Origin of the sequence: Usitatibacter rugosus, assembly GCF_013003965.1 — a bacterium.
Lineage (GTDB): Bacteria > Pseudomonadota > Gammaproteobacteria > Burkholderiales > Usitatibacteraceae > Usitatibacter > Usitatibacter rugosus.
This window is the reverse complement of record NZ_CP053069.1, coordinates 2,570,120-2,591,206: the sequence shown is the minus strand read 5'-3', so window position 1 is coordinate 2,591,206 and position 21,087 is coordinate 2,570,120. Positions and strand designations below refer to the sequence as shown.

The following is a 21,087-nucleotide window of genomic DNA, read 5'->3' as shown; positions in this document are numbered from 1 at the left end:
GGATGAAAACAACAATCGTGACGCTGTCGCTGGCCCTCGCGGCCGGTCCGGTCTTCGCTACACCGTGCGACGAGGTGAAGGCGAAGATCGCGGAGAAGGTCGAGAAGAAGGGCGTGAAGGACTACACCATCGAAGCGGTGGCGCCCGACGCGGTAGGTGACAAGCGGGTGGTCGGCACCTGCGAGGGTGGCAAGAAGAAGCTCGTCTACACCCGCGAAGCCGCGAAAAAGTAAGACGCAATAAAGTGGTCTGACCCCTTTATTGTTTAGCCGCCCCAGGACTTGAGGGCGAGGAACTCGCGCCGCGTCTTCGGCCCGTAGGTGACGTAGGCCGGGTCGTGGCGCTCGGCGCGGTATTCCTCGCGCACCTGCGCCACGCGGTCGCCGCGCGCGTGCTTGTCGACGATGTCCTTCGGTACCGGATAGATCTTGAGCGCGTTGAGGCCGAAGACCTTCGCGCGAAGGGCCGGCGTCATTTCGGGGTAGCCGTGCTTCGCGCGCAGCTCGGGCGAGATCTGGAACGTGCGGAAGGCCTGGATCTGGTCCTGCGGCGATCCGTACCAGACCGAGTCCGTGCCCCACAGCACGTTGTCCTCGCCGCACGCCTTGAAGAGCTTGCCCATCATGTGCGCGGCCGTGTCGGGATCGCGCATCGCGAAGCGCCAGGACGATCCCAGCTCCGCGAACACGTTCGAGTTCGGCTTCACGCCGTTCTCCGCGAGGCTCGTGACCAGCGCATCCACACCGTCGGTTCGCTTCGGGTCGTAGACGCCTTCCTTCTTCTCGGCGACGAAGCCCGAGTGGTAGATGAGGAAGTTCACGTCGGGATAGCGCTTCGCCACGCGGCCGATGTCGGCGCACGTCGAATGCTCGTAGCTCTGCGGGCCGAAGGGCAGGCCCTTATGGATCGCGATGTTGCGGATGCCGAGCTTGCGCGCGCGCTCGATCATCGCGATGCCCGGCTCGTCGTCCATGAAGAAGCCTTTGCCGCCGGGTCCGTACTGCGTGTAGGTCTTCCAGGCCGCGACCTTGTGGCGGGCGGCCAGCTCGTCCATGCCCTCGAGATCGCCTTTCTGGTTCGGGTTCACGCGCCCGTGGATGTACATGCGGTGCGTGCCCTCGAGCTTCTCGACGATGCGCGCGGTCGACTCCGCTTCTTCCATCGTGAGCGGCTCGCCCTCGCGCGTGGACGGCACGAAGGAGAGGACCATGAGGTCCGTGTCGGAGTCCATGAAGACGTCCTTCACGAACTGGTCGGGACCCACGCACCGGAGGTAATCGAAATCGCCGGGCCCCTGGTGCACCTTGCACTCGGCGCGCGACGTGGCGAACCCGAGCGGCTTGGCCCCTTTCGGCAGGCGCTTCAGCCACGCGCCCGACGGATTCACGAAGTGGCCCTGCACGTCGAAGATGAACTCGCGGCCGTCGACGGCGCTGCGTGCCGCCACCGGGTCGAGCGCCGCCTCCTTCGGAAGCTCGTAGAAGCCGCCCGTCATGCCGTGCTTCGCGTAGGCCGCGTTCATGCCGAGCAGCGTCGTGGCGACACCGCACGCGGAGACGAGGAAGCCGCGGCGCTCGAGGCCGAGGCGCTTCGCGTTCCCGCACGCTTCGGCGAAGGCGACGTGCCGCGCCTCGTGGTGGACGGGGGAGAGCGCGATCGGCGAGAACTCGCCGTTGGTGGTCGTATCGAGCTTGACCGGCAGCCGCAATCCGTCGGGATCGTTCTCGTATCGCATGGGGAGCCTCCTCAGGTTCATTTCATTCTAAGGGGAACAAGCGCGGGCCGTACGTCTCCAATGCGAGACACGATACGAAACCGAGGAGACTTCCATGCAAAGGCTTGCAACATTTTCCGTCGTGGCCCTGTCGCTCGCCGCAGGTGCCGCCCACGCCGACCTCAACTACACCGTGAAGATGCAGATGATCGGCCCCACGTCCACCGGCAAGGCGCTGGGCGACGTCGTCATCACCCCGGGCTACCAGGGCAAGGGCGTCGTGTTCGCGACATCCCTGTCGGGCCTCCCGCCGGGCGACCACGGCTTCCACGTGCACCAGAATCCGACCTGCGGTGCGGCGATGAAGGACGGCAAGATGGAGCCCGGCGAAGCGGCCGGCCCGCACTACGATCCGCAGAACACCGCCAAGCACTCGGGTCCGGCGGGCGGCGGGCACAAGGGCGATCTCCCGGTCCTCAAGGTCTCGGCCAACGGCAAGGCCGCGGAGAACATCAATGTGGACGGCCTCACGTGGGCCGAGCTGAAGGGCAAGTCGCTCATGATCCATGCGGGCGGCGACACCTACGGCGAGCCGCCGGCAAACGGCGGAGGCGGTGCCCGCATCGCATGCGGCGTCATCCAGTAGCGACAGCTTGAACGGCGGGGTGCAACACCCCGCCGTGCCGGGCGATCGGCACAGTAGAATGCGGAGGTCCTCGCAAGATCTCCCATGACGCTCCGCTCCCACCTGCTGATCCTCGTTGCCGTCGCGGTCTTCCCCGTGCTGGCCTTCGCGGGGTATGTGGTCGTCACGCTCTGGCAGGAGCAGCGCGCCGCGTATGCGGAGTCCTACCTCGGCAACACGCGCGCGCTCGCGATCGCGGTGGATTCGGAGACCGAGGGCTACAGCCGTGCCCTGCAGGGACTGGTCGCCGAGAGCGATCCCGACAACGAGAACAGCCCGCGCTTTGTCGCCGCTGCCCGACGCGAGCTCGCCACGCAGCCGACGTGGAGCTCCATCGCGATCGCGGATGCCGGCGGCAAGCACGCCGTGGGCGTCGGACGAAACGTCTACGAGCCCACGGCCGGCTTCATCGATCCCTCGGTGCTGAAGGCCGTCGTCATCTCGGGCCGGCCCGCGGTCTCGGGGCTCGTGCAGTCGGCCGCCGGTGCCACACCCGTGATTCAAGTGGTCATTCCCGTGGTGCGCGGCAATGCGGTCACGCACGTCGTGGCCGCGAACGTCGATGCCACCTATTGGGTGCGCTTCCTCTCGGGCTTCACGGTGCCCGAGGCGGCGACGGTCACGCTGATCGACCGCGAAGGCGTGATCATCGCGCGCACGCTGAACAACGAGCGCTGGATGGGCAAGCGCGCGTCCAACACATTCCTGGGCGAGATCGCGAAGGCGCCGCTCGAAGGGAAATACCGCAGCACGAGCCTCGAGGGCGTGCCGTTCCAGACGGCGCATCGGCGAGCGCGCTCGGGCTGGATCATCGGCATCGGCATTCCGATGTCGGAGATCGAGGCGGCGCTGCATCGCCCCACCATCGTGATGTCCGGCATCGCGCTCGCGGCGCTGCTGCTGGCGGTGCTCGCCGCGCTCTATGTCGGCCGGCGCATCGCGCTGCCGGTGGCGTCGCTCGCCGATTCCGCGCAGGCGCTCGCGAGGGGCGCCGCGCCCGCGACGCTGAGAAGCCACGGGATCACCGAAGTGGAGGGCGCCAACCGCGCGTTCGCGGAGGCCTCGCAGCTCCTGAATGAGCGCCAGGACGCGTTGAACGAATCGCTTGCGCGCGAGCGGCAGGCGCGCACGGGCGCCGAGGGCGCGAACCGCGCGAAGGACGAGTTCCTCGCGATGCTGGGGCACGAGCTGCGCAATCCCCTGCATGCGATCACGGCGGCGATGGCGGTGATCGACCGCGTGCCGCCTGCGAGCCCGCATGCCGTGCGCTCCCGCGAGATCGTCGTGCGCCAGGCGCATCACCTCACGGATCTCGTGGACGATTTGCTGGACGTCGCGCGCGTGACCAGCGGCAAGATCGTGCTCGACCGCAAGTTGATCGAGCTGGGTCGGATCGTGCGCCGCTCCGTCGCCGTGCTGCAGGAGGCGGGCCGCGTCGGCGACCACCCGGTCGACCTCGAGATCGGCGAGGCGTGGATCTCGGGGGACGAGACACGCATCGAGCAGATCGCGGTGAACCTGGTCGAGAACGCGGTGAAGTACACGCCTCCGGGACGGCGCATCCGCGTGCGCGTGACCACCGAGGGCAACGAAGCGGTCTTCGAGGTGAGCGACGAGGGGGAGGGCATCGCGCCCGAGCTCCTGCCGCGCATCTTCGAGCTCTTCATCCAGGGCGAGCGGACGCTCGACCGCGCGCAGGGCGGGCTCGGCCTCGGCCTCACGCTGGTGAAGAACCTGGTCGAGCTGCACACGGGCCGTGTGACCGCGCAGAGCGAGGGGATCGGCAAGGGAGCGCGCTTCGTGGTGCGCCTGCCGCGCGCCAATGCTCCGGAGCGCGAGGTGTCCGACGCGCTCGCCGTGGATCGCGATTCGCGTGCCCTCCGCGTGCTGGTCGTGGAGGACAACGCGGACAGCGCCGAGACGCTGCGCACGCTCCTCACCCTCCGCGGCCACGAAGTGGACGTCGCCCACGACGGACCGCACGCCGTGGAACGCGCGCTCGCAACGCATCCGGACGTGGCGCTCGTGGATATCGGCCTGCCGATCTTCGACGGCTTCGAGGTCGCGCGCCAACTCCGGGCCGCCCCCGGCGGCGATGCCATCCGCCTCGTGGCGCTCACGGGCTACGGACAGCCCGAGGACCGCAAGGCCGCCAGCGCCTCGGGCTTCGACAGCTTCCTGGTGAAGCCCGTGGACCTGAACGCGCTCTCCGAGCTCCTCACCCGCTACTGACCGGCGTTTCCCGGTTCGAAACCGGGTTTCCACCCTGCGACGGAATGCGGTTCCGGGGGAACGGACGGTAACGACCTCCGGCACCCTTCACGGGATAATTGCCGGCGTGACGAGAACCCTCCAGAAGGAACACCGATGTCGTTCGTGAAATCCCTGGCCGCCGGCATGGCCGTGGCCGCCTCCCTCATCGCGCCGCAGGCTGGAGCGGCATCCACGTTCTTTCCCACGGCGCCGCTGCCGTTCGAGCTCGTGAACCTGCGCACCACGGTCGACTCGTGCGCCTTCAACCCCGATACGGTGCAAGTGGTCAACACCGGCACCGCGATCCAGGTCCGCATGCGCGACAACAACTGCCTGGTCCCCGGCACGCCCAAGCAAGTGGACATCCGCCTCGGCGCGTTCCCGGTCGGCCTGTACAGCGTGGAGGTGGCGCAGGGCAGCTTCGAGAACGTCGTCGTGACCGAGCGGCTGCAGTTCTCCGTGATCCCGCGCTCGACGATCTTCGTCGCGCCGCCGATTCCGTTCCCGCTCACCGACTACACGGGCGCGTGGTGGAACCCGTCGCAGCCGGGCTGGGGCGTGTTGATCCACCAGTCGCCGCTGGATGCCGTGTTCGCCGCGGTGTTCGACTACGTGGAAGGGCCGAATGCCGCGCCGACGTGGGTCACCCTGCAGTCGGGCCGCTGGAAGTCGGCCTCGACGTGGGAAGGCCGCACGATCCGCACGACCGGCAACCCCGTCACCGCGCAGGATCTCGGCGAGGCCTACTTGCAGTTCGACGTGCCGCCGCCCGAGGGCGCCGCGCCCGGGACGAAATGGGCGATCGTGACCCACCGCCTGCCCAACGGCAGCACGGTCGGACGCTACATCACGCGGATGCCCTGACATGGCTCGCGAGCTCGCCCAGCTCAACATCGCGCGCCTGCGGGCGCCGCTCGATTCGCCGATGCTCGCGGACTTCGTCGCGAACCTCGACCGCATCAACGCGCTCGCCGAGGCGGCTCCGGGCTTCGTGTGGCGGCTGAAGGACGATGCGGGCAACGCCACGTCGTTCGAGAGCCCGTTCGGCGAGGGCGTGATCGTGAACCTCACGGTGTGGCGCGATGCGAAGTCGCTGCACGAGTTCGCCTTCCAGAGCGAGCACGTGCAGTACATGCGCCGGCGCCGCGAATGGTTCGAGAAGCTCGCCGAGGCCTATGCCGCGCTCTGGTGGGTGCCGGAGGGCCATCGGCCCGATGTCGCCGAAGCGTCGCGCCGGCTGGATCACTTGCGCCGCAACGGCCCCACGCCCGAGGCCTTCACCTTCCGCGAAGCGCTCGCGTCGGCTACCCTGTCGCCTTGAGCGACGCCGTCCGATCCCAATACGAAGCGCTGCCGTACCCCGCCCGCGATCCCGCCGAGGAAAAGCAGCGGCTGCTGCGCACGTGGCTCGATGACCTTCCCATGATCGCCCACTACGGTTTCGGTGGGCGTTCGGTTTTCCAGGAGGGCTTTCGCGCCCTGGTGGCCGGCGGCGGCACGGGCGATGCAACGGTCTTCCTGGCCGAGCAGCTTCGCGGCACCGATGCGGAGGTCGTGCACCTCGACTTCAGCAAGACCAGCCTGGAGCTGGCGCGCCGGCGCGTCGAAGCGCGCGGGTTGAAGAACGTGCGCTTCGTCCACGAGTCGCTGCTGGAGCTCCCACGCCTCGAGCTCGGCACCTTCCGCTACATCAACTGCGTGGGCGTCCTTCACCACTTGCCGGAGCCGGATGCGGGTTTGCGCGCGCTGCTCGGCTCACTCGAGGAGGGCGGCGCGTTGGGCCTGATGGTCTACGGCACCGTGGGCCGCACCGGCGTCTACCAGATGCAGGAGCTGATGCGCCTCGCGATCGGCGAGGACCTCGAGCTTCGCAAGCGGATCATGGCCGCGAAGGAGTTGCTGGGCGTCTTGCCGGCGTCCAACTGGTTCAAGCGCGGCGAGGATCTCTACTCGGATCATCGCGTGAGCGACGCGGGGCTCGTGGACTTGCTGCTGCATCCGCAGGACCGCGGCTACACGGTCGATGAGCTCTTCGCGTGGCTCGAGGATGGCCACGGCCTCCACCTCGAGCTCACGGACGTGCAGAACGGCCGCTCGGCCTACCTGCCGCACCTGCGCCTGGGACCCAAGCCCCCGAAGCTCGCCGAGCGCATCCGCGAGATGCCGCGCCGGCGCCAGTACGCGATCGGCGAGATGCTGACCGGCAAGGTGCAGACGCATTCGTTCTATGCGACACGCAAGCCCGCGGTGGCGCGCTACGGGGATCCGGAGCTGGTGCCGTTCTTCTTCCACGAGCCGCTCGACGGCAACCAGCTCGCGGGCTTCCTCGCCTCGGGCCGCGGCTCCGCGGTGCAGCTCGACCACCGGTACACGGGACTCTCCGTCACCGTCTCGCCGGGCCGCCATGGCCCCGCGATCGTGAAGCACATCGACGGCAAGCGGACGTGGCACGAGATCTTCGAGGTCGTTCGGTCGAGCGGCGTGTCCGCCAGCGACGAGGAGCTCTTCAAGGACTTCACGCCGGTCTACGAAGTCCTCAACGCGATCGACCGGTTGCTCCTCAAGAACTAGGGGAGGGTGGGAGGGGGTTGTCGAAACCTTCTGGAACCAGCCGGTGTCCAGACATCGTTTCGCCAACCCCCTCCCACCCTCCCTAGTTCTTGAGGAGGAGCACCACGCCGCTGACGAGATAGACGACCCCGACCGTCATGACCGTCCATCGGGTCCACTGGCGGAACGACTTGTCGTCCATCTTCTCGAGCACGCTGCGCGAGAGACTGGTGCCGGCCATCGCGAGCGCGATCATCATCGCGGCCACGCCCCAGTGGATGTGCGCGCCTTCGCCGACCGTGATGGCGCCGAAGTAGAGGATCTTCTGCAGGTGGGAGAAGCTCTGCGTCATGGCCTTGGTAGCGACGACCTTGTGGCGGCTCATCTTCGAGCGGACGAAGAAGACGTCGAGGATTGGACCCGACACGCCCGCCGTGAGTGAGAGGACTGTGCAGATGACCCCGCACGCGGCCGAGTGGAACTTGCGCTCGACGTTGAGGTGCCACTTCTCGGGAAGGGCGAGGGCCACGAACGGCGTGAAGCCCAGGATCACGAGCGCCACGGGCTTGGTCACGACGAGTTGCACGAGGATGAAGAAGGCCGTAGACCCCAGCGCGCCGTAGACGTAGCCGCGGAACACGCGCCAGTCCACCTCGTGCCGCCACAGCCACGCGCGCCAGCCGTTGGCCGAGAGCTGCGTGATCCCGTGCAGCATCATCGCCTGGGGCAGCGGCAGCATCGCGAGGAGGATCCCCATGAGGATCATCCCGCCCGCCATTCCGAGGATTCCGGAGATGAAGGACGTTACGAGCGCCGAAACGGCGAGCAGCGAGAGGACGACGAGCGATGGCATGGGCGCCAAGGTAGCACGCGCCCTCCGGGGCAACCGGACAGGAAACCGCTATCCAGCGGACAGGTGCGCTTCGGCGTCCTGCTGCTCGTGCAGAGGCCAGTAGCAGGAGGCGACGAGGCCGCCGAACAGCACGTGCGCGGAGAACGTCACGACGCCGCGCATCTCGATCATCCACGGGTACAGGCCGGTGAAGCCGTAGTAGTTCACGACGTAGAGCAACGCCCCGCACGCGGCGCCGACCCACGGAGCCGATTCCTGCGAGAACTCCACGATCAGGAAGGCCATGACCAAGCCGTAGATCATCGACAGGCCCGCGTGCACGGCGAGCGCGCTGAAGACCACGTTGGCGTTGAACGCATCCGCGTTCTCCATCGCGGACGGGCCCATGAGCATGGCCGCGATGCGGTGGAACGGATTCCACATGCCGTCACCATCGACGACCGAGCCCATCACGGACAGCGTGACGAGGTACGCGATGCCCGCGACCAGTCCGGCGGCAATGGCCGCGACGCCCCGCGGGCGCACGGAGGGGTCGGCAGGACGAGGGCTGGGGCGAGGGTTGCCCGTGCGGCTCGTGCGCTGTCGTTGTCCGGGGAAGGTGAGCTCGGCCATGACCCATTGACGCACTTTCGCGCCGGCGCCGGGACTGCCCACCCTCCGAGCGCTCTGTAGGACTGCGACGAAGTGCGTGTCAGGCAGCGACCGCGCCGGAGGCGATGAGCTGGTCCATCTCGGTGGCCGAGTAGCCGAGATCCGCGAGAACCTCGCGCGTGTGCTGCCCCAGTGTCGGGGCGCCACGACGAACTTCTCCGGGTGTATCGGAGAACTTGAGCGGCAGGCCCAGGGTCTTCATGCGGCCTGCCTTCGCATGATCGACCTCGACCACCATCTCGCGTGCGGCAACCTGGGGATCCTCGAGCATGTCGCCGATCTTGTTGACGGGGCCCGCGGGGACGCCGGCCGCTTCGAACGCCGCGAGCCATTCAGCCGACGGCCGCGTCTTCATGCGCTCGGCCACCATTGGCGTGAGCGCCGCGAGGTTGCGCATGCGATCGCCATTGGTCTTGAACCGCGCGTCGTCGGCCAGCTCGGGGCGGCCGATGACTTTCACGATGCGTTCCCAGTTGGCCTGGTTCGCGCCGCCGACGTTGACCCATCCATCGGCCGTGGGGAACGCCTGGTAGGGCGCCGTGAGCAGGTGCGCGGATCCGGAGGGCCCGGGGCTCACGCCGGTGGCGAAGTAGATCGCCGATTGCCAGTAGGTCTGCTGGATCGCGGCCTCCATGAGCGAGGTCTCGACGATTTGTCCGCGCCCGGTGGTCGCGCGCGCGTGCAGGGCGGAGACGATCCCCAGCGCCGCGAAGACTCCGGCGTTGATGTCCGCGATCGAGGTGCCCGACTTCATCGGCGGCCCGCCGGGCTCGCCGGTGATGCTCATGAGTCCCGCGAAGCCTTGCGCGATCAGGTCGAAGCCGCCCTTGTCCGCGTACGGGCCGGTGCGGCCGTACCCGGACACCGCGCAATAGACGAGGCGCGGGTTCAGCTTCTCAAGCACGTCGTAGCCCAGCCCGAGCTTCTCCAGCGTCCCCTTGCGGTAGTTCTCGGTGACGACGTCGGCATCGGCGAGCAGCTTCTTCACGACCTCGAGGCCGCCGGGGGTCTTCAGGTTCACCGCGATGCCGCGCTTGTTGCGGTTCAGCATCATGAACGCGGCCGATTCGCCGGCGATCGAGGGCTCGCTGTAGCTCCTCGTGTCGTCGCCACCGGGGAGCTTTTCCACTTTGATGACGTCGGCGCCCATGTCGGCGAGGAGCATGCCGCAGGTGGGGCCGGCCATGATCTGGGCCAGCTCGATGACCTTGATGCCCTTCAGCGGTCCGCTCATTTCAAAACCCTAAGGCGAAAGGCGTCCTCCGCAGATAAACACGGATAAACGCAGATGAAAAACAAAATGGGGTTTGATCCCAAGACCTTTGCCTTTGAAGTTATCTGCGTTTATCCGTGTTTATCTGCGGAGGGCGCCGTTTGCCGTAGTCATTTCCCCTCGAAAGAGGGCTTCCGTTTTTCGAGGAACGCCTTGCGCCCCTCCTGGAAATCGTCAGTTCCGAACGAAGCAAACCCTTCATCGATTTCATCCGCGGAGAGGGGTTCCACGGACCGAAGGCGCCGGGCAAACTTCTTGTGCCACCGCGCCACGAGAGGAGCGCCCTCCGCGATGCGCGTCGCGGTCGCGAGCGACTCGGCCTCGACCTCCGCATCGGCGACCACCTTGTTCACGAGCCCCTTGTCGAGCGCCTCCCGGGCGTCGAACACGCGGCCTTCGAGCAGGATCTCCATCGACACGGCCTCGCCCACGAGCCGCACCAGCGCCTCGATCTCGGGATAGGCCATCGTGAGGCCGAGCTTCGCGATCGGGACACCGAAGCGGCTCGATTCGCCACAGATGCGGATATCGGCGAGCGCGGCGACCTCGAGCCCGCCGCCGACGCACACGCCATGGATCATCGCGACCACGGGATGCGGGCAGCCGTCGATCGCGGCGATCGCGCGGCGCATCACCTCGCCGTACTCGCGGGCCTGCGTGACGTTGGCGCGCTGCGACTCGAATTCGGAGATGTCGGCGCCGGGCGAGAAGGCCCGCGTGCCCGAGCCGCGGAGCACGACGCAGCGCACCCACGGCTCGTCGGCGAGCGCTTCGAACGATTCGGCGAGGTCCACCCACATCGCGCGGTTGAGCGCGTTCAGCTTCTCGGGGCGGTTGAGGGTGACGATCGCGAGGGGGCCCTCGCGTTGCACGACGACGGGATTCTCCATCCCGCGATTCTAGACGAGCCCTCCGGCCACGTCCGCGATGGCGCCTTCGATCGAGGCCTGGGCCACGCCGGGACCGTCCACCTTGAGCACGGTGCCCACGCGGCGGCGCTCGCGAAGATCCAGGAGCCCGATCGCGAAGGAGCGGTTCTGGTCGAGGTCCTTGAAGAGGCAGGTGCCCTGCACGGGGCTCATCCAGTTCAGGCGGCAGCGGTGGCGCGTGCCGTCCGTGTCGATGAACTCGAACCACGCGCCGCGGAACAGGCCTTCCTCGGCGAGCGTGGCGCTCGAGATGCTGAGCGTGGCCGTGTAGTCGTCGGGGGAGGGGACCGTCGCCTCGGCGGGCGGGGCCTTGCGCAACGGCCTTGCCGGAGTCGTGGCCGTGCGCGAGCGCGTGAGCTCCTCGTGCAGCTCCTTCATCTCCTCGACCAGGGCCGCGGAGCGATCGCCGTCCATGCTGGCGCGAACGTGGCCCAGGCGCACGCGGAACGCGAGCGAGGGCAGCAGCGACACCATGCGCTCGCGCTCGGGCAGCGTGAAGCGCGGCGTCATGAGCCACAGCAAGTCGTCGAGCGTCTCGATGTCGCTCTTCCAGTCGTCGCCCGCCTCGCCGCCGGCAAGATAGTCGAAGACCATCACCTCGCGCCAGCTTCGATAGAGATAGTCGGCGACGTGGGGCGCGTAGTGGCCGGCGGCGAGGCGGTGGGCGATCGCGAGCGTGGCCTCGCGCATGCCGTCCAGCTGCGTCTCGCGCTGGCGGATCACCTGCACGTCCTCGTCGTGCTCGAGCGCGGCCTCGGCGTGGCGCTCGAGGATCTCGCCCAGGTGGCGTGCCGCGCGCGCGAACGTGCCCGGGTCCTCCCCATGCTCGATCACGATCGCCTCGACCGCCCCGGCGACCCATTCCACCGGCGCCTTGCCGTCGACCTGGACCGAAGCTTCGGCCCCGCCGAGTTGAGCCATCACGTCGATCAGCTCGCGGATCGGATGCTTCTTGTCGGTGAAGAACGCGCGGTCCTGCATCACGGCCTTGAAGACCGGGAGCTGCAAGCGGCCCACCTGCGCCTTGAATCCATCGGCGAGGCGCTCATCGGCGAAGAGTCGCTCGAAGAGGGCCGCCACGAGATCGGCCACGACGGCATCCGAAGGCGTGAGCGCCGCGCCCATCTCGCGCTTGATGCGCGGGATGACGACCGGATAGAGGGGCTCGGCGATGATGAAGGCGTCGTCGCCGCCCGCGGGCGCGGCACCGAAGGACGGCATCGCGGACGGGGCCATGGGCATCGCGCCAGCCGCGGAGCCCTGCGCATCGGCAGGCATGCGGGACTCCAGCGCACGCAGGGCCGCCACGAGCTCGGGCCGCACCTGGATCGTCACCAGGCCCGGTGTCGAAGGCGGCGGGGCACTGGGCGCGGCGGGACGTGCACCACCACCGGAGACGAGGCGTTCGAAGAGGGCAGCGGTTGGGTCTGCGGGCGCGGACGCCGCCGAACCTGCGGAACCTGCCGCCGGGCTCGACGCGTGCGTGGGCGGGGCGGCGGCGCCGGTCCCCAACGCACCCGCCGCGCCGGCATCACCGGCACGCACCGCGCGGTTCTCCGGATTCACGACGGAGCCGTAGGCCTTGCGGAAATCGGGCATCACGCCGCGTTCGCGCAGCAAGCGATTGGCCGCCGCGTAGCACTGCGGCACGACCTCGAGCATCGCGGGCCCGAAGGCGCCGAACGCCGCGAGCCGGCCCTGCAGGTCGATGCCGCCTTCGCCGATGGCATCGAGGAGCGCACGCGCGAACACGCGCGGGAAGACGGGGTTCATCTCGTCGGGCAGCGAGTCGCGCCCGAGGATCGATGCCAGGCGATGGGTGAGCGCGAAGAGCTCCTCGTCGGACTGGTCCTTGAGCCGGCGCGTGGCGTTGCCGAGGAGGATCTCTTCCTGCATCTCGTCGTCCGCCACCAGGGAGAGCGACTCGAGCGAGAAGCGCGCGGTCTGTCCGAGCGTGTCGGCGCCCGGCGTCAGCTTCGCGTCGAAGCGGGCGATCAAACGGTCGCGGGCCCGGCCCCCGAGCGCCCGGCCGCCGTCGCGCAGCATCGCGATGGCGCCCTTGAGCGGCTTCCATTGAGTGCGCTCGGGCGATTGCATCAGCTGCTGCTCCAGCACCTCCACGACCGCGGGCACGGCCGAGGCGATCGCGTCGCCGAAGGGCAGCGCAATGCCGGAGCGCACCTCGTCGAGGAGGGCGTTGTCGGGGCGTGCGGGACGGGATTCGTTCATGGTTCGTCGCTGATGAAAGGGCGGACCTTTCGAATAGTGTAGGCCATATATAATTTCCGCTACTTGCCCCGGATTTGCCGTGTCCACCGCCTCGCTCCCTACCACGCTTCGACAGGACGCCACCGTCATCTCGCTGGTGGGGTACGTCCACGGCACGTCGCACTTCTACCACTTCATGTTCCCGTCGCTGTTTCCGTGGCTGATGGCGGACTTCGGGCTCAATTTCACGCAGGTCGGCCTCACGATGACGGTGTTCTTCGTCGTCTCGGGCATCGGGCAGGCGCTCTCGGGGTTCATCGTCGATCGGTACGGGGCGCTACGCGTGCTCTATGGCGGCATCGGTCTCTTCATCGTCTCGGGCCTGCTCCTCGCCGCTTCCACCAGCATGGCGATGCTGCTCGGCGCGGCCTTCCTCGCGGGGCTCGGAAACTCGGTGTTCCATCCCGTCGACTTCACGCTGCTGAACCGCCGAGTCTCCACGCCGCGGCTGGGCCATGCGTTCTCGGTGCACGGGTTGTCCGGCAATCTCGGCTGGGCCATGGCGCCGGTCCTGCTCACCACGATCGCCTCGGCTTGGAACTGGCGGGCCGCGGGCGTGACGGCTGCGTTGGTGGGCGTGCTTGCCTTGATCGTGGCCTTCCTCAATCGCCGCACGCTGGACGATGCGCGAGTTGCCGCGGAACCGGACGGCAAGAAATCGGGTGGAACGTTCGACTTCCTCGCCGCGCCCACGGTGTGGCTCTGCTTCGCATTCTTCTTCATCGTGACGCTCGCTTTCGGCGCGCTGCAGAACTACTCCACGCCGGTCTTCACGAACGTCTATCACGTGTCCATTCCGATGGCGGCATCGGCATTGACCGCGTACCTGCTGGCGAGCGCGGCGGGCACGGCGACCGGCGGCTTCTTTGCCGCGAAGGGTGATGGGCAAGACCGCCGCGTCGCGATCGCGCTCTCGGTCGCCGCCGTTGCCGCGGGCCTCATCGCCTCGGCCGTACTGCCGGCGGTTGCGTTGCCCGTGCTGATGGCCGTGATGGGGTTCGGTGTGGGCTTCTCCGGCCCGTCGCGAGACATCCTCGTGCGCCGTGCAGCCACGAGCACCTTCGGCCAGCGCGCCTTCGGACGCGTCTACGGCTTCACGTACTCGGGACTCGATGTCGGATTCGCCGTCGCGCCGCTGGTCTTCGGGCCGATGATGGACGCCGGCCAGTACACCCACGTCCTCTGGGGCGCCGCAGCACTCCAGCTCCTGGCGATCACGACGGCCCTCACCGTCGGAGCGAAGTCTCGAAAATAATTAGGGTCAGACCCTAATTATTTGCGGCGGGGCATCCGGCGATGTGGTCGTCGACGAGGCCGGTGGCTTGCATGAAGGCGTACATGATCGTGGAGCCGACGAACGTGAAGCCGCGCTTCTTGAGGTCCTTCGACAGTGCATCGGACTCCGGCGTCGTTGCGGGAACGCCTTTGGTGGAGCGAGGGCGATTCACCTTCGGCTTGCCACCGACGAAGCGCCACACGTAGGCATCGAAGCTTCCGAACTCCTTCTGCACGGCGAGGAACGCCTTCGCATTCTTCACGGCGCCCGCGACCTTCAGGCGGTTCCGAACGATGCCCGGATCGAGCAGCAGCTTCTTCACCTTGTCGGGCGTGAAGCGAGCCACTTTCACCGGGTCGAAGCCCGCGAAGGCCTTCCGGTAGTTCTCGCGCTTGGCGAGGATCGTCGACCACGAGAGCCCGGCCTGCGCGCCCTCGAGGATCAGGAATTCGAAGAAGACGCGATCGTCGTGGACGGGGCGTCCCCACTCGCGGTCGTGGTAGGCGATGTACTCGGGGCTCCCGAGGCACCAGGGGCAGCGTTTGTCGGCCATGGCTCTTTCCGTGCGGGCTTCATGAAGGGGATTTCGACGAACCGGTACGAGAGGTACGAGACGGCGAGCACCATCGTGGCGTAGGTGGCGAAGCTCATCCAGCCCCAGTCCGCCGGGCCGTACAGGTTCCAGTTGAAGAGGAACGGCAGGTGGTAGAGGTAGGCCGAGTAGCTGATGCGGCCCAGGAAGCGAAGCGGGGCGATCGCGAGCGCCTGCCCGATGCGTGGGGCCACGGTGATCGCCACGTGCATCGCGAGCGCGAAGGCGATCGGTGCGGTGGCCCACGTCGAGCCGCCGAAGAAGCCGGGCAGCGACGAGTGGACGAGGTAGACCATCGTGAGTCCGCCGCAGGCCGCGACAACCCACGCTGCGGTGGTGGCAGGGCTCCAACCCCCTTTCGACAGCAGCCACGCGCGTCCCAGCATCACGCCGAGCGCGAAGTGGCCGAGGAAGGCCGGAAGCTGCGTCTCCACCAGGTGGCGGATCGCCGACTCGGGGACATCCTTGTACGCCAGCGACTTCTGCCACGCCACGAACGCATTCATGTCGTGCAGCGAGAACCAGCGCCAGGCGGTCGCGATCACCAGCAGCGCCACGAGCGTCCGCCAGGGCGCGCGCACGAAGAGCGGCGCCAGCAGCGGGAGGATCACGTAGTACTGCGCCTCGAGCGTCAGCGTCCAGAGCGCGCCGTTCACGTTCATCGACGCCGAGGACAGCGGCGTCGTGTAGTGCAGGAACGAGAGGTGCGCGGGAATGTTGTAGGCGAGGTACCCGAGGTTCCTCATCCAGTAGTTCGAGCCGTAGTAGAGCGGCACGAACACCACGATCAGGAAGAAGAGCTGCACGTAGTAGGCCGGCACGATGCGCCGGATCCGCCGCACGTAGAAGCCGCGGGCCGAGGGTGCGGGCCGGCCCTGCAGTGCGTGGCGGAACCACGGCAGCGTGAGCAGGAACCCGGTGATGAGGAAGAAGAGCTCGACCCCGAGGTAGCCGTTGGAGACGATCGCGCGAAGCGGCGGCACCGAGGCGATGAAGGCGTTCCACGGATCCTTCGGGAACGCGTCCACGCGCAGCACCCAGTAGTGGAAGAGGATCACCCACAGCACCGCGACGCCGCGCAGCGCCTCGATGGCCGCGATCTCGCCCACCTCGGCGCGAACGCCCTGCTCGGGATGCACGTCGCGCAGCACGTTCGCCGTCATGGCCGCGATGATAGCGGACTCAGAACGGCAGCTTCTCGCGGTAACCGGTGAGCTCGAGGTAGCCCTTGCCCGCGGAGGAGCCCGTGACCTTCACCGCGCCTTCCCAGTAGAGCGTGCCGGTGCTGCCGCGCGCGTCCAGCTCCTGGTCATCGAGCAGCGGCTCCAGCTTCCAGGTGCGTCCGCCGGCGCGCACCTCCATCGCGACGGGATAGTCGGTCGCGGTTCGGGGCGATTTCCACGAGCGCAGCGGCGTGAAGCGAACATCGTCGGGGCCGAGCGTGACCGGTTCTCCGCGGGCGGGTCGATAGGTACCGCCGGCCCACACGACATTGCCGGTGCGGCCGCGCATGCGAAAGGCCATCAGGGCGGCGCCATCCTCGAAGTTGAGGCCCACCCAATCCCAACCGACGGCCTCCTTGGCGAGCGGAGCGCTGGACCATTCGTGATCGAGCCACGCGGTACCGCGCACAGGAAGCGATTTGCCACCGACCCGCACGGTGCCGGTGACCTCGAGATGGGGCTCGCTGTAGTAGTAGCTGGCGTATTCCAGGGAGGGTCCCTTGCGGCTGAAGCCCCGGTCGCCCTGCAGGATCGGCGGCTGCGTGGGCCGCATCGTGAGGTCGAGCGTGAACGCGTCGCCGGGGATGCGCGTGCGGTAGGCGCCTTCCGCGAATTTCATCGACCAGTCGTCGATGAAGACGTCGGTCCCGCCGGTGCGTGCCTCGGCGAGGCCGAAGCCGGCGCGGGCGTTGCGCTCCTCGTGGCGCAGGCGCCCGTGCGATGGCTGCGCGAGCGCTGCGTGTGCGAAGAGGAGCTGCGAGGGCGCGAAACGGCTCGCGCGTCCCTCGGCATCGGGATTGCGTGCGCGAAAGAACGTCACCTGGAATCCGAGCGGGCCCTCGTCGGAATCGAGATGGCCGGTCACGTACCACCACTCGAGGCGATGTCCGGGATGCGCTCCGGCGTCTTCCGGCAGACGAATCGCGCGGCCGGGGACGACGGGATCGTAGGTCGCCGTGTCGGATGCTACGGCTGTGCCGGTAAGCAGCAACGTGCCCGCGAGCAGCGACACGCTCGCGAGCACCAACGTACCGGCGAATGCCTGGACAAGCACGCGAATGAGGCTACGCATCGTCCCGCACCGCTCGAACGGCTTCCTCGCGAACCGCCGCGTGGGCACTCCAGCGCGCCCCGATGGCGCACGCGACAACCAGCGCCGTGGCAAGGGCGACGAGCGCCGCAAACGGCCAGTGCACCTCCATGCCCCAATGGAACGACTGGCGGTTCACCACTTGCACCAGCACGACGCTGATCGCCGCGCCCGAGGCGAGACCAATCGCCGCGCCGAGCGTTCCGGCAACGGCGCCTTCCACGGTGAGCATCCGCAGCACGTCGCGACGCCGGAGGCCCAGGTGGCGCAGCACGCCGAACTCGCGCCGCCGCGACCAGGCGATGGCGGCGAAGCTGCTGGTCAGACCCGCGAGCGAGATCACCAGGGCCACCGCCTCGAGCGCGTACGTGGCCGCGAACGTGCGGTCGAAGATGTCGAGCGAACGCTGGTGGAGTCCCGTTGCGTCCTCGATGCGCAGGGCCGGAGCGTCGGCGAGTGCGAGGCGGATCGCGGCCTGTGCCTCGCTCGTGCGGGCCCGATCGGTGAGATCCACCGCGAGGTCGTTGGCGGCCAGGTCACCGGTGAGGCGGCGGTAGTCCTCGATGTCCATCAGCACGGCGCCCCAGGTCCGCGCGAAGTCGCGGAAGGTTCCGACGACGAACACCTCGGTCGAGCGTCCGCCGATCGGAAGCGTCATCGGCTCGCCCTTGCGCCATCCATGGAGATCGACCGCGGCCTCGCTCACCCACACGGGTATCGCCTTGGTGTTCTCGGGCCGCGACGCGGGCTCGGCCTGGAAGCCGCGCAGCACGCGGTCATCGAGGGTGCGCGCGAGCAGCGTCACCTGCGGCACGTCGGCGCCGAGCGTGAGGCGGTCATAGCGCATCACGTCGACGCGGGCGAGCTGCGGAAGCGCCGCGATCGCGCGTTGTTGCTCGGGACTGAAGGTGACGGTGTCGCCTTCCGCGCCCCGCACGTAGAGATCCGCGCCGATCACGCTGGTGAGCCACCGGTCGAGCGAGACGCGGAAGGAATGCACCATCACCACCATCGCGGCGCAGAGCGATGCGGACACGACGATGCCCGCCACGCTCGCCGCAAGATGGCCGGGGAGGTGGCGGAACTGCGCGGCGGCCAGGTGCGCGATCGGATCGCGCGTGGGCGCGAAGCGCGCGAGAAGGGCGCGGCAGGCTGGAGGCACGAGCAACGCCGAGGCCGCGAGCCAGAGCGCGATGGTGGTGTAGCCGCCGAGCGGAAGGCCGCCGACGGGCGGTGCCCAGAGGAACGGAACACCGGCAACAATGAGACCCAGGGCGACAGGCAGCGCGTGCCGATCTCCGGCCGGCAGGTCGTGCGCGCGCTCGCGAAGCGCCGAGGCGATCTCCACGCGGCTGGCACTGCGCGCCACGGCCCACGCACCGGCGAGCGAGGTCGCGATGCCGAGGAACGCGATCGCGGACAACGCCCATGGATCGGGCGCGAACGTGGCCTCGATGCCGCGGAAGTAACCGGACCCCAGGTCGGTGCCGAAGCGTTCGAGCACGACGCGGCTCACCGCGAGTCCGCCCAGCGTTCCGATCGCCGCGCCGGCGAGCCCGACCAGCAGGCCTTCCACCAGCACGAGGCGCGCGAGGCCGCCGCGCGTGACGCCGAGCGCGCGAAGCAGGGCGTATTCCTCCCGCCGGCGAGCGGCCTGCAGCGCGAGCGTCGAGAAGACGAGGAAGAGGCCGGTGAGCAATGCCATCGAAGCGAGCGCGTTCAGGTTCACGCGATAGGCGCGCGTGAGCGACGCGGCGCGTCCCGAGATCGCGGCAGGCGGCATGGCAACCACGCCGGGTGGAAGCTCGGCTGCGAGCGCGACGCGGAACGCCTCTGCATCCACACCGGCCCGCAGGCGCAGGTCGATGCGCGAGAGTTTTCCGAGCCGATCGAAGCGCTCCTGGGCCGAGGCGATGTCGATCACCGCGATCTCGCCACCCGCATCGAGCCGCGGCAACACGCCCGCGACATGCAGCTCGACGGTCCCGGGGCCCGACCGAAGCGCGACCGTTCCGCCGACCTTCACGCCGAGGCGAGCCAGGGCCGAGGGCGTGAGCCAGGCATTCGCGGAATCGAGCCCCTCGGCGGCCCACGAGAAATTCGCCTCGCCGACGAGGAAGCCGGGCTGCAGGCGAGCCGCACGGAACGGATCCACACCCATCACATGCAGCGTGTCTTTCCCATTGGCGAGCGACGCCTCGAGCTCCACGACAGGACTGGCCGCGAGCACTTCCGGATGCCGGGCGATCTTCGGGAAGAGTGCCTCGTCGAAGCCGCTGCGGGGTCCGCGGATCTCCAGGTCGGCACTTCCCGCGAGCGTGCGCGCGGCGCGGTCGACTTCCGTCAGCGCGGACGCGTGCAACGTGTGCACCGCTCCCGCGAGCGCCACGCCGAGCGCGATGCACGAGAGGGTGAGGGCGAGCCGCACGCGCTGGCCGATGGCCGCGCCGCGCAGCAACTGCAGCAGGACCGCCGCGTTCATGCCGGTGCGAGATGCCGTCCGGCCAGGCGCAGGCGACGATCGCAAGCCGCCGCGGCGAGCGCCGAGTGCGTAACGACGAGCGCCGCGGCACCCGTTCGCTTCACTTCCGCGCGCAGGCACTCCAGAACTTGTCCGGCATGCCCTTCGTCGAGATTGCCCGTCGGCTCATCCGCGAGCAGCAGCCGCGGCGCGTGCACCAGGGCCCGCGCGATCGCAACGCGCTGCGCCTCGCCCCCGGAGAGCGTGCCGGGCTTGCGGTCGGCATGCGCGACGAGCTCCACGGATTGGAGCGCGGCTCGGGCACGCTCGAGTCGCTGCGAAGACTCGACCCCGTTCAACGCAAGCGGCAGCGCGACGTTCTCGGCGACGGTGAGATACGGCAGCAGGTGGAACGCCTGGAACACGAAGCCCACGTGGGCGCGCCGCCAGAGGGCCAGCGCATCGTCGTCGCCGTAGGGCAGGGCAGCACCGTCCAGCCGCACGGTGCCGCGGTCGGGACGGTCGAGGCCCGCGACGATGTTGAGCAGCGTGGATTTCCCGGAGCCGGACTCGCCGACGATGGCCACCAGCTCGCCGGCCGCCACGTCGAGATCGACCGCCTCGAAGAGCGCGGCCGGACCGAAGGACTTCGCGAGGCCGCGGACCTCGAGCATGGCCTAGCTCAGATCCAGGCGATCACCCCGAAGACGGCGCCCGCAAGGGCGGCGAGCCCTGCGCCGGCCATCAGCCAGCGCTTGCGGGTGAGCACGGTGATGGAGGCGAGGGCGATCGCGATCTGCAGCAGCGTCATGGAGATCGCGAGGTGCTCGTGCGGGTGCAGCGCGTGGGCGCTCTTGTCGGACGCGGCCTTCGATTGCTCCTCGAGGCGCTCGGCTTCCTTCTTGATCTCGGCCTTTTCCTTCTCGTAGCGATCGACGCTCGCGCGGTACTTGTCGGCCTTGGCGGGATCGGTCGTAAGGCCGGCAGCGAACTCCGCCAGCGCTTGCTTCGTGCTCTTGGCCTGGAAGTAGTTCCACTGGTTCGAGGCTTCGGTCTTCTTCAAGACCGCCTCGTTCTTGTAGAGCAACGCCTCGTTCTGGGTGTGGCCGCCGAGGAAGCTCACGATGGCGCCGACGGTTGCCAGCACCGCGGTGAAGATCGCGATCTTCTGGCCGAGATCGCCGCCATGCTGTCCTGCGTGTTCGACTGCGTGGTCGTGGGGACCGTGGACGTGTACTCCGTGACCGGACATGCGTTGCTTTTCCTTTT

The 21,087-nt window shown here is 68.4% G+C and carries 19 protein-coding genes; 7 read left to right on the top strand and 12 right to left on the bottom strand.

Annotated elements, in window-relative coordinates; all coding sequences use genetic code 11:
- Window positions 1–2: 2 nt before the first annotated feature.
- Entirely contained in the window at window positions 3–233 is a 231-nt protein-coding gene (locus DSM104443_RS12200) for a DUF1161 domain-containing protein (protein WP_171092600.1), read from the top strand.
- A gap of 32 nt (window positions 234–265) precedes the next feature.
- On the opposite strand, the gene DSM104443_RS12195 is transcribed toward DSM104443_RS12200, so the two are convergent.
- Window positions 266–1,735, bottom strand: a complete 1,470-nt coding sequence (locus DSM104443_RS12195) for an amidohydrolase family protein (RefSeq protein WP_171092598.1) — start codon at window positions 1,733–1,735, stop codon at window positions 266–268.
- A gap of 94 nt (window positions 1,736–1,829) precedes the next feature.
- Here DSM104443_RS12195 and DSM104443_RS12190 point away from each other — a divergent pair, with 94 nt between their 5' ends.
- The 5 genes from DSM104443_RS12190 (at window position 1,830) to DSM104443_RS12170 (ending at window position 7,223) form a co-directional block, all read left to right on the top strand.
- The gene (locus DSM104443_RS12190) at window positions 1,830–2,360 is read left to right on the top strand and encodes a superoxide dismutase family protein (protein ID WP_171092596.1); all 531 of its coding nucleotides are present in this window, start codon (window positions 1,830–1,832) and stop codon (window positions 2,358–2,360) included.
- An 84-nt stretch (window positions 2,361–2,444) separates the two neighbouring features.
- Window positions 2,445–4,631, top strand: coding sequence for an ATP-binding protein (locus tag DSM104443_RS12185; protein WP_171092594.1), 2,187 nt, complete (start codon window positions 2,445–2,447; stop codon window positions 4,629–4,631).
- A gap of 135 nt (window positions 4,632–4,766) precedes the next feature.
- Window positions 4,767–5,516 carry a hypothetical protein gene (locus DSM104443_RS12180; RefSeq protein WP_171092592.1) on the top strand — a complete coding sequence of 250 codons (750 nt, stop codon included), beginning with the start codon at window positions 4,767–4,769 and terminating at the stop codon, window positions 5,514–5,516.
- 1 nt (window position 5,517) lies between these two features.
- Window positions 5,518–5,973 (top strand): DUF3291 domain-containing protein, encoded by a 456-nt coding sequence (locus DSM104443_RS12175; protein ID WP_171092591.1) that lies wholly within the window; start codon window positions 5,518–5,520, stop codon window positions 5,971–5,973.
- A complete protein-coding gene (locus DSM104443_RS12170) occupies window positions 5,970–7,223 on the top strand; it encodes a class I SAM-dependent methyltransferase (RefSeq protein ID WP_171092589.1) in 1,254 nt (417 codons plus the stop codon). The genes DSM104443_RS12175 and DSM104443_RS12170 overlap by 4 nt, the downstream gene beginning before the upstream one ends.
- A gap of 82 nt (window positions 7,224–7,305) precedes the next feature.
- Here the strand turns inward: DSM104443_RS12170 and DSM104443_RS12165 are convergent, their stop codons facing one another.
- The 5 genes from DSM104443_RS12165 to DSM104443_RS12145 all read right to left on the bottom strand — a co-directional run bounded on the left by DSM104443_RS12165 (window position 7,306) and on the right by DSM104443_RS12145 (window position 13,137).
- On the bottom strand, window positions 7,306–8,055 hold the full coding sequence (locus tag DSM104443_RS12165) for a sulfite exporter TauE/SafE family protein (RefSeq protein ID WP_171092587.1): 750 nt from the start codon (window positions 8,053–8,055) through the stop codon (window positions 7,306–7,308).
- Between the two features lie 48 nt (window positions 8,056–8,103).
- The gene (locus tag DSM104443_RS12160) at window positions 8,104–8,667 is read right to left on the bottom strand and encodes a hypothetical protein (RefSeq protein WP_171092585.1); all 564 of its coding nucleotides are present in this window, start codon (window positions 8,665–8,667) and stop codon (window positions 8,104–8,106) included.
- 79 nt (window positions 8,668–8,746) lie between these two features.
- Window positions 8,747–9,940 (bottom strand): CaiB/BaiF CoA transferase family protein, encoded by a 1,194-nt coding sequence (locus tag DSM104443_RS12155; protein WP_171092584.1) that lies wholly within the window; start codon window positions 9,938–9,940, stop codon window positions 8,747–8,749.
- A 149-nt stretch (window positions 9,941–10,089) separates the two neighbouring features.
- Window positions 10,090–10,869 carry an enoyl-CoA hydratase/isomerase family protein gene (locus DSM104443_RS12150; protein WP_171092581.1) on the bottom strand — a complete coding sequence of 260 codons (780 nt, stop codon included), beginning with the start codon at window positions 10,867–10,869 and terminating at the stop codon, window positions 10,090–10,092.
- Window positions 10,870–10,878: 9 nt separating this feature from the next.
- Window positions 10,879–13,137, bottom strand: coding sequence for a DUF1631 family protein (locus tag DSM104443_RS12145; protein ID WP_171092579.1), 2,259 nt, complete (start codon window positions 13,135–13,137; stop codon window positions 10,879–10,881).
- A 79-nt stretch (window positions 13,138–13,216) separates the two neighbouring features.
- Here DSM104443_RS12145 and DSM104443_RS12140 point away from each other — a divergent pair, with 79 nt between their 5' ends.
- The gene (locus DSM104443_RS12140; RefSeq protein ID WP_212756640.1) at window positions 13,217–14,431 is read left to right on the top strand and encodes an MFS transporter; all 1,215 of its coding nucleotides are present in this window, start codon (window positions 13,217–13,219) and stop codon (window positions 14,429–14,431) included.
- Between the two features lie 13 nt (window positions 14,432–14,444).
- Here DSM104443_RS12140 and DSM104443_RS12135 read toward each other — a convergent pair whose 3' ends face one another.
- The 6 genes from DSM104443_RS12135 to DSM104443_RS12110 are packed head-to-tail and all read right to left on the bottom strand — an operon-like array spanning window position 14,445 to window position 21,070.
- A complete protein-coding gene (locus DSM104443_RS12135; protein WP_171092578.1) occupies window positions 14,445–15,005 on the bottom strand; it encodes a DNA-3-methyladenine glycosylase I in 561 nt (186 codons plus the stop codon).
- Window positions 14,894–16,207 (bottom strand): acyltransferase family protein, encoded by a 1,314-nt coding sequence (locus DSM104443_RS12130; protein ID WP_171092575.1) that lies wholly within the window; start codon window positions 16,205–16,207, stop codon window positions 14,894–14,896. Before DSM104443_RS12130 ends, DSM104443_RS12135 begins: the two co-directional genes overlap by 112 nt.
- 19 nt (window positions 16,208–16,226) lie before the next feature.
- Complete coding sequence (locus DSM104443_RS12125) at window positions 16,227–17,321, bottom strand: lipocalin-like domain-containing protein (protein ID WP_246232189.1); 1,095 nt, start codon at window positions 17,319–17,321, stop codon at window positions 16,227–16,229.
- A 10-nt stretch (window positions 17,322–17,331) separates the two neighbouring features.
- Entirely contained in the window at window positions 17,332–19,839 is a 2,508-nt protein-coding gene (locus DSM104443_RS12120; RefSeq protein WP_171092572.1) for an FtsX-like permease family protein, read from the bottom strand.
- Window positions 19,836–20,492, bottom strand: a complete 657-nt coding sequence (locus DSM104443_RS12115; RefSeq protein WP_171092570.1) for an ABC transporter ATP-binding protein — start codon at window positions 20,490–20,492, stop codon at window positions 19,836–19,838. Before DSM104443_RS12115 ends, DSM104443_RS12120 begins: the two co-directional genes overlap by 4 nt.
- An 8-nt stretch (window positions 20,493–20,500) precedes the next feature.
- Entirely contained in the window at window positions 20,501–21,070 is a 570-nt protein-coding gene (locus DSM104443_RS12110) for a DUF4337 domain-containing protein (protein ID WP_171092568.1), read from the bottom strand.
- Window positions 21,071–21,087 lie beyond the last annotated feature (17 nt).

What these genes read in the sequence shown, in the direction of transcription:
- DSM104443_RS12155 (WP_171092584.1), bottom strand. Translation starts at nt 9,940, where the DNA reads ATGAGCGGACCGCTGAAGGGCATCAAGGTCATCGAGCTGGCCCAGATC.
- DSM104443_RS12185 (WP_171092594.1), top strand. Translation starts at nt 2,445, where the DNA reads ATGACGCTCCGCTCCCACCTGCTGATCCTCGTTGCCGTCGCGGTCTTC.
- DSM104443_RS12120 (WP_171092572.1), bottom strand. Translation starts at nt 19,839, where the DNA reads ATGAACGCGGCGGTCCTGCTGCAGTTGCTGCGCGGCGCGGCCATCGGC.
- DSM104443_RS12145 (WP_171092579.1), bottom strand. Translation starts at nt 13,137, where the DNA reads ATGAACGAATCCCGTCCCGCACGCCCCGACAACGCCCTCCTCGACGAG.
- DSM104443_RS12175 (WP_171092591.1), top strand. Translation starts at nt 5,518, where the DNA reads ATGGCTCGCGAGCTCGCCCAGCTCAACATCGCGCGCCTGCGGGCGCCG.
- DSM104443_RS12135 (WP_171092578.1), bottom strand. Translation starts at nt 15,005, where the DNA reads ATGGCCGACAAACGCTGCCCCTGGTGCCTCGGGAGCCCCGAGTACATC.
- DSM104443_RS12190 (WP_171092596.1), top strand. Translation starts at nt 1,830, where the DNA reads ATGCAAAGGCTTGCAACATTTTCCGTCGTGGCCCTGTCGCTCGCCGCA.
- DSM104443_RS12115 (WP_171092570.1), bottom strand. Translation starts at nt 20,492, where the DNA reads ATGCTCGAGGTCCGCGGCCTCGCGAAGTCCTTCGGTCCGGCCGCGCTC.
- DSM104443_RS12160 (WP_171092585.1), bottom strand. Translation starts at nt 8,667, where the DNA reads ATGGCCGAGCTCACCTTCCCCGGACAACGACAGCGCACGAGCCGCACG.
- DSM104443_RS12180 (WP_171092592.1), top strand. Translation starts at nt 4,767, where the DNA reads ATGTCGTTCGTGAAATCCCTGGCCGCCGGCATGGCCGTGGCCGCCTCC.
- DSM104443_RS12150 (WP_171092581.1), bottom strand. Translation starts at nt 10,869, where the DNA reads ATGGAGAATCCCGTCGTCGTGCAACGCGAGGGCCCCCTCGCGATCGTC.
- DSM104443_RS12130 (WP_171092575.1), bottom strand. Translation starts at nt 16,207, where the DNA reads ATGACGGCGAACGTGCTGCGCGACGTGCATCCCGAGCAGGGCGTTCGC.
- DSM104443_RS12195 (WP_171092598.1), bottom strand. Translation starts at nt 1,735, where the DNA reads ATGCGATACGAGAACGATCCCGACGGATTGCGGCTGCCGGTCAAGCTC.
- DSM104443_RS12110 (WP_171092568.1), bottom strand. Translation starts at nt 21,070, where the DNA reads ATGTCCGGTCACGGAGTACACGTCCACGGTCCCCACGACCACGCAGTC.
- DSM104443_RS12165 (WP_171092587.1), bottom strand. Translation starts at nt 8,055, where the DNA reads ATGCCATCGCTCGTCGTCCTCTCGCTGCTCGCCGTTTCGGCGCTCGTA.
- DSM104443_RS12200 (WP_171092600.1), top strand. Translation starts at nt 3, where the DNA reads ATGAAAACAACAATCGTGACGCTGTCGCTGGCCCTCGCGGCCGGTCCG.